Raw genomic sequence first — 15,467 nt, 5'->3', positions numbered from 1 at the left:
AGGGAGTATCGCAGAACTCGCACGGGCCGAATCGGACCCACTGCGGCCTTTGCAATCGAAGCCGAAGGGCTGCCGCCGAAGCGGGACCGCGCGCTCCGTCATCCGGCGCGCGAGAGCCTGCCGGCGCGCACGCGCCGGCAGGCCGCGTCACTCAATGCTGGTTGTGCGGTGCGCGGGTGACGAGCTTGCGCAGCCGCGTGCCGATGCGCGAGAACAGCGATGGTTCCTGCGCGGTCGATGCGTCGGCCTGTCGCGAGCCGGACTGCGGACGCGCCGCAGGCGCCGGCCTGGCTTCGCGCGCCTTGGGCTGGCCGGGGTTGTCCTGCCCATTGCCATTGGTCGCCGTGTCTTCGGCACCGGCGAGGCGCTTGCCGCCACGACGCCGACGGCGCTTGCGCGGGGGACGCGACTCATCCGGCATGGCCGCGGCCACCGTGGCGGCGACATCGATCACCGGCTTGGCCACCGCCTCATCCGGCGCAGCAGCCACGACCGGCGCGGACTCACTCACCGACGCTGGTCCGGCAACGGCAACCGGTTCGCCCTCGGGCTTCACCCGCGGCTGGCGGGGAGGCCGGGCGCGCTCGCCGCCAGCGGCGCCGGCACGTGGCCCACGGGCACCGGCCGGGCCGCCTGCGCCACTGCGACCACCGCGGCCACCGCCGCGCTTGGCATCCTCGACCGCGCGCGCCTCGCGCACCTCGCGGTAGATCTCGTTGATGCTGTCGCCGTCCTCGTTGTCAGCCGCCTCGACAGCGGCACCGGCCCGCGGCGTGCGCGGCTGCGGCACCAGCAGCTCCGGCGTCACCGGCTCGGACGGAATCCTCTGCTCGATGAAGGCCTCGATGTCCGGCAGGCCGATCGCGTAGCGCTCGCAGGCGAAGCTGATCGCGTCGCCCTCTTCGCCCAGCCGCGCGGTGCGGCCGATGCGGTGCACGTAGTCTTCGGCATCGAACGGCAGGTCGTAGTTGTAGACGTACTTCACGCCATCGATGTGCAGGCCGCGGGCGGCGACGTCGGTGGCGACCAGGATCTCGAGCTGGCCGGCCTGGAACTTCTTCAGCAGCGACTCGCGCTTCTTCTGCGGCACGTCGCCCGACAGCACGCCCACGCGGTAGCCAGCGCGTTCCAGCGCACGGGCCACGCGCTCGACGAACACCTTGGTGTTCACAAACACCAAGGTGCGGGCACCCTCGCCGCGCGAGAGCAGGCCCAGCAGCAGCGGCAGCTTCTCTTCGTCGGAGGGGTAGTAGAGCTTCTGGCGCACCAGCGCGGCGGTGATGGTCTCGGTCTCGACCACCATTTTCTGCGGCTCGTTCATGTGCTCGTAGGCGAGCTCGAGCACGCGATGGCTCAGCGTGGCCGAGAACAGCAGCGTCTGGCGCTCGGTGCGCACCGGCATGCGCCGCAGCAGGAAGCGGATGTCCTTGATGAAGCCGAGGTCGAACATGCGGTCGGCCTCGTCCAGCACGCAGATCTCGCAGGCGTGGAGGCTGACCACCTTGTGCTGCTTGACGTAGTCGATCAGCCGGCCCGGGGTGGCGATGATGACGTCCACGCCCTCCTGCAGCAGCTGGCGCTGCTTGTCGTAGTCGACGCCGCCGTAGACCAGGGCGAAGCGCAGGCCCAGCTCGGGGCCGAACTTCACCGCGTCCTTGTGGATCTGGATCGCAAGTTCGCGGGTGGGCGCCAGGATCAGCGCGCGCGGGTCCTCGGGCTTGCGGTCGGCCAGCGCCGGGCGCGTCAGCAGGCGGTTCATCACCGCCACCAGGAAGGCCAGCGTCTTGCCCGTGCCGGTCTGGGCCTGGCCAGCGACATCGCCCCCGGGCAGTGCGACCGGGAGGGTCAGCGCCTGGATCGGCGTGAGGCGCGTGAAGCCTGCGGTCTCGAGCCCGGCCTGCAGCCGCGGATGGAGATCGAAGGAGGAGAAGGTGATGTCGGTAAGTGGCTTATCGCTCATGTATGGGATCTTGTGTGCGGCGCCAGCGCATGCCGTGTGCTCCGAAGCGACTCCCGGTCCGCTTGGGTCGCCGCAATGCGGGGCGATTCGCCGCTTTGCGGCGACCCAAACGGGCAGGGAATACGTTCAAGCTGCATGACACGCTCTGGTGCTTGCGTGGGCGGCGCCCGCATCGCAGACTGCCTGGGAAACGGGATGACGCCGTCAGGCGCGGTTCCCGGAGACTCGCGGACCATGGCCGCGTGGGGCGACCGGGGTTTTCCGTACGGTGGCCTTGATTCGGGCCGCGAATCGCCCAAGTTTAGCATCCATCCGCGGCCGCCCTGCTGGCCCGCCCCCTACCCCAGGAGCCTTTCCGTGAGCGAACACGTCATCCATGCCACCGACGCCGATTTCGATGCCACCGTGCTGCAGTCCGCCGAGCCGGTGCTGGTCGATTTCTGGGCGCCCTGGTGCGGGCCGTGCAAGATGATCGCCCCCGCCCTGGACGAGCTGGCCAGCGAGTACGCCGGCAAGGTGAAGATCGCCAAGGTCAACGTGGACGAGAACCGCGCCACCGCCCTCAAGTACCACGTCCGCTCGATCCCGATGCTGCTGCTGTTCAAGGACGGCCAGGTGCAGGCGACCCAGATCGGCGCCGTCGGCAAGCCGCAGCTGGCGCAGATGATCGACAAGGCGGTCTGACCAGGACCGTCTGAATCGGCCCGCGTCCGCGTCTGCCCACTGGCGGCCGCGGGCCCGCTCCGCATGCAGGAGCCTGGCCGTTGCCCCTGGGCCGTGCGCCCCTCTGGCCTGCCCGGTGGACCCACCCTCCGCCCATCACCCGATGCGTCGCCAGCCGGCGCGCATGAACGAGGTCCTGCCAGACCGCTTGCCGACGTCCGCCGTCTGGTGTTAGTTTGGCCGCATCCGGCGTTGAATTGGGCGCCGCACCCCGTCTGCACGACTCCCCTCACCATCCCGCCCGCTTCAGGGCGCTCGCACCGAGCGAGGAACTCTCACTTGTCCGACCAAACCCCCGACGCCGGCGATACCGCCGTCAAGCGCGTGCGCAAGACCGCTTCGCGCGCCACCAAGAAGCCCGCTAAATCCGCCGACGCCGACGCGCCGACGCTGTTCGAGTCGACCCCGGCGCCCGCCGAGCCCAGGCCCGCTGCGCCGGAACCGGCTGCGGCCAGGCAGCCTGCGCGAAGCGAGACCCCGGAAGGCCAGCCGAGTCAGCCCTCCCAGCCCTCCCAGCCCTCCCAGCCCTCGCAGCCCAGCCAGTCCAGCCAGCCCGCACAGGGCGGTGGCGCCCAGCCCACGCAGAGCGGCGGCGAGAGCCAGTCCTCGGATTCCGGCCAAGGCCAGCGCCAGCCCCAGCAGGACAACCGCGGCGGCAACGGCGGCAACCAGGCCAATGCACAGGGCACCAGCAAGCGCGACCGCTTCCGCAATCGCCGCGATCGCCAGCGCGGTGACGATCGCCCGCGCGGTGACCGCCCACGCGACGGCGGCCTGCCGCAGGACGACGGCGGCAACGGCCACGAGCAGGCCAACCGCATGCCGCCGCCGAACATCCCCGAAGGCTTCCCCCAGTATTCGCTGGGCGAGCTCAAGCGGATGCCCGCGCACAAGCTGTTCGACATCGCCGAACTGCTCAACATCCATGAAGGCGTGGCCCGCGCGCGCAAGCAGGACGTGATCTTCGCCCTGCTCAAGGTGCTCACCCGCACCAACGAGGGCGTGCAGGCCGACGGCGTGCTGGAAATCCTGCCCGACGGCTTCGGCTTCCTGCGCGGCGCCGAGGCGAGCTACCTCGCCGGCCCGGACGACACCTACATCTCGCCCAGCCAGATCCGCCGCTTCAACCTGCGCACCGGCGACCACCTGTCCGGCCGCATCCGCTGGCCGAAGGACGGCGAGCGCTACTTCGCGCTCAACGTGGTCGACACGATCAACGGCGAGCCGCCGGAGGCCAGCAAGGGCAAGGTGCTGTTCGAGAACCTGACCCCGCTGTTCCCGCGCAAGCGCTTCAAGCTCGAGCGCGGCGACGGGTCCACCGAGGACATCGCGGGCCGCATCCTCGACCTGATGGCGCCGCAGGGCAAGGGCCAGCGCGCCCTGATCGTCTCGCCGCCCAAGGCCGGCAAGACCATGCTGATGCAGCAGATCGCCACCGCGATCACCAGCAACCACCCGGACGTGCACATGATCGTGCTGCTGGTGGACGAGCGGCCCGAGGAAGTGACCGAGATGCAGCGCACCGTGCGCGGCGAAGTGGTCAGCTCCACCTTCGACGAGCCGGCCGCGCGCCACGTGCAGGTCGCCGAAATGGTGATCGAGCGCGCCAAGCGCCTGGTCGAGCACAAGAAGGACGTGGTGATCCTGCTCGACTCGATCACCCGCCTGGCCCGCGCCTACAACAACGTGGTGCCGTCGTCGGGCAAGGTGCTGACCGGCGGCGTCGACGCCAATGCGCTGCATCGTCCGAAGCGTTTCTTCGGCGCGGCGCGCAACGTCGAGGAAGGCGGTTCGCTGACCATCATCGCCACCGCCCTGGTCGACACCGGCAGCGCGATGGACAAGGTGATCTACGAGGAGTTCAAGGGCACCGGCAACTCGGAAGTCCACCTGGACCGCCGCATCGCCGAAAAGCGCGTGTACCCGGCGATCGCGGTCAACCTCTCCGGCACCCGCCGCGAGGACTATCTGATCGAGCCCGACATGCTCCAGCGCATCTGGATCCTGCGCAAGCTGCTGCATCCCATGGACGAGATCGCGGCGATGGAATTCCTGCTCGACAAGATGAAGAGCACCAAGTCCAACGACGAGTTCTTCGCTTCGATGAAGCGCTGAGGCCCGCACCGGACCGCGATGACGAAGAGCCCGCCCTGCGGGCTTTTCGTTTTCTCGGGTCCTGCACGCGATGCCGCGCCCGCAAACCCGGCCCGCGTTTCACTGGCGCCCTTCAGTCGGACAGGCACGCGGGATGGATGTCCGTCGATGCGCGACCATCGGGCCGTCCGCCGCTCCCGGCCATTGCACTCGTCGGCGCGGGGGCCCAAGCGCGGCGCGCGTCAGCTGCAGATGCTGGCGGGGCGACAAAGCCCGGTGCGTGACGTGGCTCAGCCGCCTTCCAGCGGAACCAGCAGCTTCAACCCCGTCCCGACCTGGTGCACCACGCCCGCCACCAGCGCATCCGGTGCGATATCGAAACCTTCCAGGCCCTCCATTTCCCAGGGGATCGGATTGCGCGGGCCGGCCACGTAGGACTGCCACTGCCCGTAGCCGGGCTCGCCGTCGTCGGAAAACCTGTAGTCGACCGGAACCCGCGCCGACCAGCTCTCCTGGTCGGCCCACTCGCCCCGGGTGGGCGGCTGGAAGGTCCATTTGCGCGCGGCCACCAGGGCCGACTTCGCCAGCAGCTCGCGCATCTGCACCATCTCCCGCTCGGTGCCCAGCACCCGCAGGTTCACCATCTCCGCCACGGCGTCCTGCACCCGGCCGGACCGGTCCACCCGGACAACGACGTAGACCACGCCATGCGCACCGGCATAGCGCGCCTGCACCGGATACTCCGGTGGCTTCATCTCGATCGACGACAGTTGATCGCTCTCGTCCCGCGTCGCCGCGCCCGAACGCTCCGCGGAATGGCGTGCGGCCATCAGGACCGCCTCGCGCCCGAAGTAGCCGCTGCGGATCGTCACCCGGAACCGCCGGGCGTCGACCCGTTCGGCCAGCATCAGCAGGCTCATCCTGGCGCTGCCGTGTGCCGGCTTGCCGTCGACCAGGATCGGCTCGAAACGCCAACCTGGCGCGGCGGCATCGATCACGTTCGCGACCGCCGGCGGCAGCTTGTTCCGCTGGTCGATGGTCCAGTCGCTGACGGTGCCCTCGAGCGTGATGGTGACCCGTCCGGTCACCAGCATGCTCGCCTCGACCTGCCTGCGCGCCTCGGCCGCGCCGGCAGCGTGCACCGCACCCGCCACGAACCACAGCATCAGCACGCACCCGCACAAATGGCGTCTCATCCGCATGTCCCCGCTCCCTGGTGCGGCGTCGAGGCCGGATCGCCGCAGCGCGGCCCCGGCGCAGTTACCCGGGCCGCTCGGGCACTGCCGGCGGACTGTAGATCCCGCCCCCGCACGCCCGCAAGTGGAGAGGTCCGGGCGGTGCCTTCAGCCGCGGTCGCGCAGGAACCGCGCCATCGACACGCCGGCCGGGGATGGGACGTATTCGTGCGCGACATCGACGAAGCCGCGCATCACCGCGATCTCGCGCGGGGTGCGGTTGAGGGCGTCGCGGGCCTCGGGGTCGGCGCCGGCACGCAGCAGGCGCCGGGTGAGCAGCAGCAGGCCGTGCAGCGCCGACAGGTGTAGCGGGCCGAAGCCGCGCGGATCGCGTGCATCGAGCATGGCGCCTTCGTCGAGCAGGTGTTCGAGCACCGCCAGCAGCACATCCTCGTCGCAGGCGGTGCCGGGTTCGGCGCGGGCGCCGAGCAGCAGCAGCAGCGGGGTGACGCCACCGGCGGCCAAGGCGTCGACCTCGGCGCCGGCCAGCAGCAGGGTGTCGAACAGGGCCACCAGGCGCGTGCGGTCACGCGCGGTGAAGCCGTACAGCGCCGCGCAGTGCAGCGGGGTCAGGCCCTGGGCGTCGGTGGCGTGGACGTTGGCGCCGGCGGTCATCAGCTTGGCGCACAGGTCCGGCAGGCCGAGCGCGGCGGCCAGCATCAGCACGGTGACTTCACCGGGCAGGCGCTGTTCGAGCCTGGCGTTGGCGGCAAGCAGGCGGTCGACCAGCTCGCCGTGGCGCATGCTGACCGCCGCCGACAGCGGTGTGGCGCCGGTGTGGGCGACGTGCTGCGGATTGGCGCCACGCGACAGCAGCAGCTCGACCACGGCGCGATGGCCGCCGCCGCAGGCACGCAGCAGGCCGGTGCAGCCCTGCGCGTCGACCGCGTCGACCGGCAGGCCAAGTTCGATCAGGCGGCGGACCGCGTCGGCATCGCCGGCCATGGCGGCGGCAGGCAGGTCGGACGGCTGCAGCACGCGCCGCGGCAAGGGCCAGTCGCGCCAGTCCAGCCAGTCGGCCAAGTCGCGCCGCCCGCTGGCCAGGGCCACGCCCAGCGGCGTTTGCCCGTCCTGTGCGCGCACGTCGACTGCCGCGCCATGGCGCACCAGGGTCTTGAGCACGTCCTCCCGCGCCAGCGCCGCGGCCAGGTGCAGTGCGGTCATGCCGCGCGCATCACGGGCGTCGGCGTCGACGCCGATCACCAGCAGGCGCTCGATCAGCCGGTCCCAGCCCAGGTGCACGGCCAGCGACAGCGGCGGATCGCCGGCTGGCGAGGCCGCGAACGGGTCGGCGCCGCGCTCGAGCAGGTCCAGCGCGCACTGCTCCAGCGCGCGGCCGGCCTGGTCGCCGGCGACGCAGGCGGCAAGGAACCGGGCCAGCCCGCCGCGGCCGGCCGGCGAGGCGCCGTGGCCGAGCAGGGCCTGCAGCGCGGGCAACGCGGCCGGGCCGCGTGTGAGCAGGCGGAAGACAGCGGTTTCGCCCGACGCGTCGCGGACCTCGAGGTCGGCGCCCTGGGCGGCGAGCCAGTCGATGCGGGCCGGCGTCGGGAGATCGTCGACGCAGGTCAGCAGGCCGCCGAGCTCGGCCGGCGGCACCAGCGCGGCGACGCGCTCCAGGTCATCGTGGCGGCCTGCGTCCAGGCCTTCCCGCAGCAGCAGCAGCGGCGAGCGCTGCTCGGGCGGCGCCTCGCCGGCATCGGGCCGCACGCTGGCCGGCAGCGCGTAGTCCGGATCGAGCATTGCGACCAGGCGCCAGCGGCCCGCCTCGGCCGCGACTTCGGTTGCGCGCCTGCCGTCGCGTGCCGTGGCCTGCGGGTCGAGGCCGAGTTCCAGCAGGCGCCCCACCAGGGCAGACGACGGCGCGTCGGCCAGGCAGGCCAGCAGCAGTGCGTTGCGGTCCTGCGCGTCGACCGCCATTGGATCGGCCTTGGCGCCGAGCAGGGCCTCGAAGACGCTGGCGGCGCCACCGCGCGCCGCTTCCAGCAGCGGCGTGGCGCCGGCAGCGTCGCGCGCATGCACGTCCGCCCCCGCGTCCAGCAGCGCGGCGACGATTCCGGCATGGCCCTGGAAAGCGGCGACGTGCAGCGCGGTGCGGGCGTCGCGGTCGCGCGCGTCGACCCGCGCCTTGTGCCGGAGCAGCAGCTGCACGGCCGCCGGATCATCCTCGTCGCCACCGGCCGCCGCCACCAGCGCCGGGGTGCCGTCCTCGATCGCCGGGCTGGCGCCGCGTTCGAGCAGGAACCGCGCAAGCCGCCAGTTGCCTGCGGCGCAGGCCACACCCAGCGGGGTCATGCCCTCGTGGTTGGCCACGTCCAGCGCACAGCCGGCATCGCGCAGCAGCGCCGCGACGCCTGGATCGGAGCTGCGCGCGGCGTGGTGCAGCGGGGTGTTGCCGTCGCGGTCGGCGTTGCGCGGATCGGCGCCGTTGGCCAGCAGGGTCATCACCGCCTCGGGGCGACCGTGCCAGCTGTCGCGGGTGGCGGCCAGCAGGGGAGTCAGGCCCGCATGCGCGGCGTTGAGGTCGACGCCGCGGGCGATCAGCAGGCGCAGCAGGCGCAGGTCGGGCAGCACCGCGGCCAGCACCGGCAGGCCGCGCTGGTCGCGATCCTCGTCCAGCGGCAGCGCGCGCACGTCGGCACCGGCCTCGACCAGCGCCAGGGCCTGGTCGACGCGGCCAGCGCGCGCGGCGGCATACAGCGCGCGGTCGAGGTCGCCGTCCAGCACCGACGACGGCAGGCTTGTAGCCTCGCCGTCCATTTCCACCACCGGAATCGGGCGCGCCGCTTCGATCGGGGCCGGCAGGCGCTGCAGCAGCAGGTGCAGCAGCGGCCATGCCAGCGCCGAAACCAGAGCCAGCGACCAGCGCGCCGTGTCGGTCAGCAGCTGTGGCCAGGCCAGGAGCACGATGCAGGCCAGGATCGCGGCCACGCAGGCGGCGGCGGCGGCGCCGTGCCAGCCCGAGGCGTCGCGCTTTGCCAGCGCCTGCCAGTGGCGGACGACGCTGCCGCCCTCGCGCTCCAGCCCGTGCCACAGCGGCCAGGTGCGCCACAGGCCGAGCACACACAGGCCGGCCATCGCGCTCAGCGCCAGCACAACGCCCAGGCCGTTGCTGCGCAGCAGTTCCACCAGCGGCCAGCCGACCAGCACCACGGCCGCCAGCAGGCCACCCGTCCACAGCGACAGCAGCGCCCGCGCATCGCGCAGCAGGGCGTCGCGCCCGGCGGGCAGGTCCATGCGCCAGCCGCGCACCGCCAGCGCCAGCGCGGGCTGGGCCAGCAGTGCGGCCAGCAGCGCGACGATGCCGCCAAAGCCGGTGGCCAGCACCAGGGCCAGGCCAAAGGCGGCGGCAGCCGCGGGGACGCGTCGTTGTCGCAGGGGTGGGATCCGCGGGGCCTCAGGCATCGGTGCCCCAGTCCTCGCTCATCGGGTCGGCGTGCGCGTCGGCCGGGAACTGCAGGTGGAAGCCATGCAGCGCCAGGTTGTCGCGCACTTCGTCCGCATTGCCACGCGCCAGCCGGCGGCCGGGCACCAGCGCCACGTCCAGCACGAACTGCAGCGCACCCAGCCGGGCACGCAGCGGTTCGGGCAGACGGTCGAAATCATCGTGGGCGGCCAGGTAGACAAAGGTATCGGCCCGGCGCTGGCTTTTGTAGACGTAGGCGTGCATGTCCGCGCGGTGTCACAGGTCGCGGAATTGTGCGGTAAATCGGCCCTGCGGGGAACGTCGCGGTGTTCAGGCGGCGATGCGCGTGCGGCCCGCGCCCGCCCGCGGAGCATGACCGTCGGCAGATGCCACGCCGGAAGCGACTGCTAGGCTGTCGCAATTCCCGCTTCCCGTGCACGTGCAAATGCATCGATCCGCGCCATTGCTGTCCTGCCTGCTGCTCGCCAGCGCCGCCGCACTCGCCCAGGCGCAGCCTGCGCCGCCGCTCACGCTGGACCGGATCATGGCCGATCCGGACTGGATCGGGCCGACGGTCGAACAGGCCTGGTGGTCGTGGGACGGCCGCCACGCCTACTACCCGCTCAAGCGCGAAGGCAACGGCATCCGCGACGTCTACCTGCAGGACATCGCCGGCGGACAGGCGCGCATCGTCGACGGCCCCTCGCGCGCCGGCATCGACGCCGCGCGGCCGGTACTCGATGCGCAGCGCACGCGCATGGCCTTCGTGCGCAACGGCGACGTGTTCGTGCGCGACCTGCGCAATGGCGCGCTGACCCAGCTCACCCGCAGCGAAGCGACCGAAGCCAACCCGCGCTGGTCAAGCGACGGTGCCCTGCTCTGGCGCAGCGGCCACGACTGGTTCCGCTGGAGCGCGGCCGACGGCGCCACCACCCACGCCGCCTCGCCCAAGGCCGAGGACGACCCTGCGGCGGCGCCCAAGCCCGACCTGCTGCGCGAGAACCAGCTGCGCCTGGTCGAGACGCTGCGCACCGAGCGCGAGCGACGCGAGACCCAGCGCAACCGCGATGCCGAACTGCGTCGCGCAGACCCCACCCGCGCGCCCGCGCCTGTGTTCCTGGGCAAGGACGTGGAAATCGCCGCGACCTCGCTTTCGCCCGACGGGCGCTGGCTGGCGGTGGCGGCCGAGCGCAAGTCCGACGAGCGCGGACAGGCCGGCAAGATGCCGAAGTACGTCACCGAATCGGGCTACGAGGAGTTCGAGGACGTACGCACCCGCGTCGGCCGCAACCTGCCGCGCGCGCAGACCTTCTGGCTGGTCGACATGCGCGACGGCTCGCGTCGCGAACTTTCGACCGGCGCGCTTCCGGGCATCGGCGACGATCCGCTGGCGACGCTGCGTAAGGCCGCCGGCAAGGAGCCGCTCAAGGGCGCGCGCGCGCTGCGGCTGGAGGACGACGAGGACGGGCTGCTGTGGAGCGCGGACTCGCGCTTCCTCGCGCTGATGCTGCATTCGATCGACAACAAGGACCGCTGGCTGGCAACGCTGCAGCCGGAAGGCGGCGAGCCGCAGTCGCGCCACCGCCTCACCGACCCGGCCTGGATCAACTGGAGCTTCAACGAGTTCGGCTGGCTGCCCGACCAGCGCAGGCTGTGGTTCGTGTCCGAGGAAAGCGGGCATGCGCACCTGTACACGGTCGATGCCGGTCGTGGCCGCGCGAGCGCGCTGACCTCGGGCCGCTGGGAAGTCTCGCAGCCGGTGCTGGCGCCGGACGGCGCACGCTTCCACTTCACCTGCAACCGCGCCCGCCCGGGCGACTACGAGCTGTGCACCGTGCCCGCGGCCGGCGGCGATGTGGCGGAGCTGACCCAGCTCGGCGGCGTCGAGGATTTCGTAGCCTCGCCCGATGGCGCGCGCCTGCTGCTGCGCCATTCGTCGAGCTACGTGCCGCCGCAGCTGGCGGTGGTCGATGCCGACGGCGGCAACCTGCGCACGCTCACCGACACGCGCAGCGCCGAATACCGCGCCTACGAGTTCCTGCAGCCGCAGTACGTGCAGGTGCCGTCGAAGCACGGCGCCGGCACGATCTGGGGCAAGTACTACGGCCCGGCGACGATGGAGCCCGGGCGCAAATACCCGGTGGCGCTGTTCGTGCACGGCGCGGGCTACCTGCAGAACGTCAGCGACCGGTATCCGAACTACTTCCGCGAACAGATGTTCCACAACCTGCTGGTGCAGCGCGGCTACATCGTGCTGGACCTGGACTTCCGCGCATCCGAAGGCTACGGCCGCGACTGGCGCACCGCGATCTACCGCAACATGGGCCAGCCGGAACTCGAGGACTACCTGGACGGCATCGACTGGCTGGTCGAGCACCAGCAGGCCGACCGCGAACGCGTCGGCATCTACGGCGGCAGCTACGGCGGCTTCATGAGCTTCATGGCGCTGTTCCGCGAGCCGGACAAGTTCAAGGCCGGCGCCGCGCTGCGTCCGGTCACCGACTGGACCCAGTACAACCACGACTACACCGCCAACATCCTCAACACGCCCGACATCGACCCCGAGGCCTACCGCGTGTCCTCGCCGATCGAGTACGCCGAAGGCCTGCAGGGCCACCTGCTGATCGCGCACGGCATGATCGACGACAACGTGTTCTACCGCGACTCGGTGGTGCTGGCGCAGCGCCTGATCGAGCTGCGCAAGGACAAATGGGAGCTGGCGAGTTACCCGATGGAGCGGCACGGCTACGTGCATGCCGACTCGTGGTACGACCAGTACCGGCGGATCCTGGAGCTGTTCGAGCGCACGCTGAAGTGAGCGCCTCGCGGCAACGGAGGCAGCAGCAACTGCCAGCGACATGAGCGCGCCGTCACCAGGCACGGAGATCCTGCGCCCTTCGCCGCTGAAGTGGCTGGCGATGGGCGCGGCCTCGGCCGGCCTGGTGTGGATCGGCGGCATCATCATGCCCACGCATCCGGTGCTGGCCTGGGGCTGCATCGTGTTCTTCGGGCTGTGTGCAGCGGTCGCCTTGCTCAACCTGCTGCCAGGCGGCAGCCGGCTGCTGCTGGACGCGGACGGTTTCGAGATGGTGTCGCTACTGCGCCGCTCGCGGATCCGCTGGGCCGAGGTGGCGCGCTTTGGCGAAACCCGGGTCGGGATGCAGCGCCTCGTGGGATTCGACTTCGTCGAATGCGAGCGCGGTGGCGAGCGGCTGCACCGGATCAACCGCCGTGTCAGCGGTTTCCACGGCGCGTTGCCCGACACCTACCGCCTCGACGCCGGCGAGCTGGCCCGCCGCCTGGACATTCGCCTGCAGGCCTGGCGCGCGCCCGCGACACCGGGCGCCTGATCCAGCGCAACGCCGCGCACACCGGCGCCGCCTAGAATGGCGGCATGGACCGATTCGACGACATCCGCGACTACCTCACCGGCCTGCAGGACCGCATCTGCGCCGCGATCGAAACCGCCGACGGCAGCGCACGCTTCTTCGAGGACGCCTGGCAGCGCGATCCCGACGACGCCAGCACCACCCTGCGCGGCGGCGGCCGCACCCGCGTGCTGCGCGATGGCGCGGTGTTCGAGCAGGCCGGCATCGGCTTTTCCGACGTGTCCGGCAGCACCCTGCCGCCGTCGGCCACGGCCGCCCGCCCGGAACTCGTCGGCGCTTCCTGGCGCGCGGTGGGCGTGTCGCTGGTGTTCCATCCGCGCAATCCGCACCTGCCGACCACGCATGCCAACGTGCGCCACTTCCGGGCGCAGCGCGATGGCCAAACCGTGGCCTGGTGGTTTGGCGGCGGCTTCGACCTGACCCCGTTCTATCCCGTTGACGAGGACGTGCAGCACTGGCATCGCACCGCGCGCGCGCTGTGCGAGCCGTTCGGCGCGCAAGCCCGCTATGAGGCGCACAAGCGCTGGTGCGACGAGTACTTCTTTCTCAAGCATCGCAATGAGACGCGCGGCGTGGGCGGGCTGTTCTTCGACGACCTGCAGGACGACATGGAGCAGGATTTCGGCTACCTGCGCGCGGTCGGCGACGGTTTTCTCGACGCCTACCTGCCGATCGTCGAACGCCGCAAGGACACTCCTTACGGGGAACGCGAGCGCGAGTTCCAGCTCTACCGGCGCGGCCGCTACGTCGAATTCAACCTGGTCTACGACCGCGGCACCCACTTCGGCCTGCAGAGCGGTGGCCGCGCCGAATCGATCCTGATGAGCCTGCCGCCGCTGGTGCGCTGGGAGTACGGCTACGCGCCCGAACCCGGCAGCATCGAAGCGCGCCTGCACGACTATCTGGTGCCACGCGACTGGCTGGCGGGGACCTGAGGTCGCCATGGACGCTTCCGCCGCGCAGCTGCAGGCCAACCTCGACACCATCCGTACACGCATCGACGCGGCCTGCCGCGCCGCGGGGCGCGATCCGGGCGAGGTGCGCCTGCTGCCGGTCAGCAAGACCGTCGACGCGGCGCGGCTGCGCCTGGCCCATGGCATCGGCCTGCGTGAACTGGGCGAGAACAAGGTGCAGGAGGCGATGGGAAAGTGGGAGGCGATGTCCGACCTGGCCGACCTGCGCTGGGTGCTGATCGGCCACCTGCAGACCAACAAGGCCAAGTACGCAGCGCGTTTCGCCAGCGAATTCCAGGCGCTCGACAGCCTGCGCGTGGCCGAGGCGCTGGATGCGCAGCTGCAGAAGCAGGGGCGCGCGCTGGACGTGCTGGTGCAGGTCAACACCTCCGGCGAGGCGACCAAGTTCGGGCTGGCGCCGGAGGAGGTCGACGCCTTCGTGAAACAGCTGCCGGCATTTTCATCGCTGCGCGTGCGCGGGCTGATGACGCTGGCGCTGTTCTCCGAGGACCAGGCGCGGGTGCGCCCCTGCTTCGTGCGCCTGCGCGAGCTGCGCGATCGCCTACGCCAGGATGCGCCAGAGGGCATCGCGATGGACGAACTGTCGATGGGCATGTCCGGCGACTTCGAACTCGCCATTGCCGAAGGCGCGACCACGGTGCGCGTGGGCACCGCGATCTTCGGCGGCCGGCCCACGCCCGACAGCGCCTACTGGCCTGGTTTCGCGGGCAATCCAGGCGGGGCGGGCGACACTCGATGAGCGGCGACGCCCTGTTCTCACCCACTGCGGGTGCGCGCCTGGTCGACGTGGTATCGGTGCAGTCGCAGGTCTCCTACGGCGCGGTCGGCAACTCGATCGCCGTGCCAGTGCTGCAGGCACTGGGCCTCCACGTGGCGCCGGTGCCGACCGTGGTGCTGGGCAATACACCCCACTACCCGACGATGCACGGCGGGCCGCTGCCGCAGGACTGGTTCGAAGGCCTGCTCGATGACCTGGAGGCACGCGAGGTCGCGACGCGTGCGCGCTGCGTGCTGGTCGGCTACATGGGCTCGCCGCAGCAGGGCCTTGCGCTGGCGCGCTGGCTGCGACGCATGCGCGAGATCAATCCCGCGCTCGTGGTGCAGATCGATCCGGTGATCGGCGACCACGACACCGGCAGCTACACCGATCCTGCCCTGCTGCCGGTCTGGCGCGAGCACCTGCTGCCCTGCGCGGACGGGCTGACGCCGAATCATTTCGAACTCGAACAGCTGTGCGGCCGCACGCTGCCCACGCTTGCGCACTGCGCGGACGCCGCCGCAGGCCTGCTGGGCGGATGCACGCGCTGGGTGGCGGTGACCAGCGCCGCGCCACGCGCCTGCGCACCGGGGCGGATGCAGGTGCTGGTGGTGACCGCGCAAGGACACGAAACCGTCGAACACGCGCAGGTGCCGCACGCGGTCAAGGGCGGCGGCGACCTGTTTGCCGCACTCCTCGCGGGCCGCGCGCTGTCCGGTCTGCCGCTGGCCGATGCCGTGCGACGCGCCTGCAGCGATGTCGTCGCGATCCTGCAGCACGTGCAGGCGCAAGGCTGGCAGGAGCTGGCGCTGCCGCGGGAAATCGCCCGCAACCTCGACCAACCCATGCCCCCGTAGGAGCGGCTTCAGCCGCGATGGATTGGCGCGGACTTTCCTTTCCCCGTCTGCGCGGCTCATGCGCTTCGAGGTGAA

General features: G+C 71.3%; 11 protein-coding genes. 7 read left to right on the top strand and 4 right to left on the bottom strand.

The features are described from left to right. Window positions 1-151: 151 nt before the first annotated feature. Window positions 152-1,960 carry an ATP-dependent RNA helicase RhlB gene (rhlB, locus tag ACW5EG_RS01460; protein WP_457020659.1) on the bottom strand — a complete coding sequence of 603 codons (1,809 nt, stop codon included), beginning with the start codon at window positions 1,958-1,960 and terminating at the stop codon, window positions 152-154. Between the two features lie 357 nt (window positions 1,961-2,317). Here rhlB and trxA point away from each other — a divergent pair, with 357 nt between their 5' ends. Both trxA and rho read left to right on the top strand, forming a co-directional pair. Continuing rightward, the gene (gene trxA / locus ACW5EG_RS01455; protein WP_457016882.1) at window positions 2,318-2,644 is read left to right on the top strand and encodes a thioredoxin TrxA; all 327 of its coding nucleotides are present in this window, start codon (window positions 2,318-2,320) and stop codon (window positions 2,642-2,644) included. Between the two features lie 363 nt (window positions 2,645-3,007). After that, on the top strand, window positions 3,008-4,798 hold the full coding sequence (rho, locus tag ACW5EG_RS01450) for a transcription termination factor Rho (RefSeq protein WP_457021383.1): 1,791 nt from the start codon (window positions 3,008-3,010) through the stop codon (window positions 4,796-4,798). A 269-nt stretch (window positions 4,799-5,067) separates the two neighbouring features. Here the strand turns inward: rho and ACW5EG_RS01445 are convergent, their stop codons facing one another. The 3 genes from ACW5EG_RS01445 to ACW5EG_RS01435 all read right to left on the bottom strand — a co-directional run bounded on the left by ACW5EG_RS01445 (window position 5,068) and on the right by ACW5EG_RS01435 (window position 9,679). Then, window positions 5,068-5,973, bottom strand: a complete 906-nt coding sequence (locus ACW5EG_RS01445) for an energy transducer TonB (protein WP_457020658.1) — start codon at window positions 5,971-5,973, stop codon at window positions 5,068-5,070. A gap of 147 nt (window positions 5,974-6,120) precedes the next feature. Then, window positions 6,121-9,414 (bottom strand): ankyrin repeat domain-containing protein, encoded by a 3,294-nt coding sequence (locus ACW5EG_RS01440; RefSeq protein WP_457020657.1) that lies wholly within the window; start codon window positions 9,412-9,414, stop codon window positions 6,121-6,123. After that, window positions 9,407-9,679, bottom strand: coding sequence for a YcgL domain-containing protein (locus ACW5EG_RS01435; protein ID WP_457016877.1), 273 nt, complete (start codon window positions 9,677-9,679; stop codon window positions 9,407-9,409). Before ACW5EG_RS01435 ends, ACW5EG_RS01440 begins: the two co-directional genes overlap by 8 nt. 181 nt (window positions 9,680-9,860) lie before the next feature. Here ACW5EG_RS01435 and ACW5EG_RS01430 point away from each other — a divergent pair, with 181 nt between their 5' ends. Genes ACW5EG_RS01430 through pdxK form a run of 5 tightly spaced genes read left to right on the top strand, consistent with a single transcriptional unit; the run spans window position 9,861 to window position 15,392 of the window. Then, window positions 9,861-12,233 (top strand): S9 family peptidase, encoded by a 2,373-nt coding sequence (locus tag ACW5EG_RS01430; RefSeq protein WP_457016875.1) that lies wholly within the window; start codon window positions 9,861-9,863, stop codon window positions 12,231-12,233. Window positions 12,234-12,273: 40 nt separating this feature from the next. After that, a complete protein-coding gene (locus ACW5EG_RS01425; protein ID WP_457016873.1) occupies window positions 12,274-12,765 on the top strand; it encodes a hypothetical protein in 492 nt (163 codons plus the stop codon). A gap of 44 nt (window positions 12,766-12,809) precedes the next feature. After that, the gene (gene hemF / locus ACW5EG_RS01420; protein WP_457016871.1) at window positions 12,810-13,739 is read left to right on the top strand and encodes an oxygen-dependent coproporphyrinogen oxidase; all 930 of its coding nucleotides are present in this window, start codon (window positions 12,810-12,812) and stop codon (window positions 13,737-13,739) included. A 7-nt stretch (window positions 13,740-13,746) separates the two neighbouring features. Further along, window positions 13,747-14,517, top strand: a complete 771-nt coding sequence (locus tag ACW5EG_RS01415; protein ID WP_457016869.1) for a YggS family pyridoxal phosphate-dependent enzyme — start codon at window positions 13,747-13,749, stop codon at window positions 14,515-14,517. Further along, complete coding sequence (gene pdxK / locus ACW5EG_RS01410; RefSeq protein ID WP_457020656.1) at window positions 14,514-15,392, top strand: pyridoxine/pyridoxal/pyridoxamine kinase; 879 nt, start codon at window positions 14,514-14,516, stop codon at window positions 15,390-15,392. Before ACW5EG_RS01415 ends, pdxK begins: the two co-directional genes overlap by 4 nt. Window positions 15,393-15,467: the final 75 nt, after the last annotated feature.

Source organism: Luteimonas sp. A611 (assembly GCF_054072715.1).
Note: the sequence above shows the minus strand (reverse complement) of the source record. Positions and strands in the feature narration are given on the sequence as shown.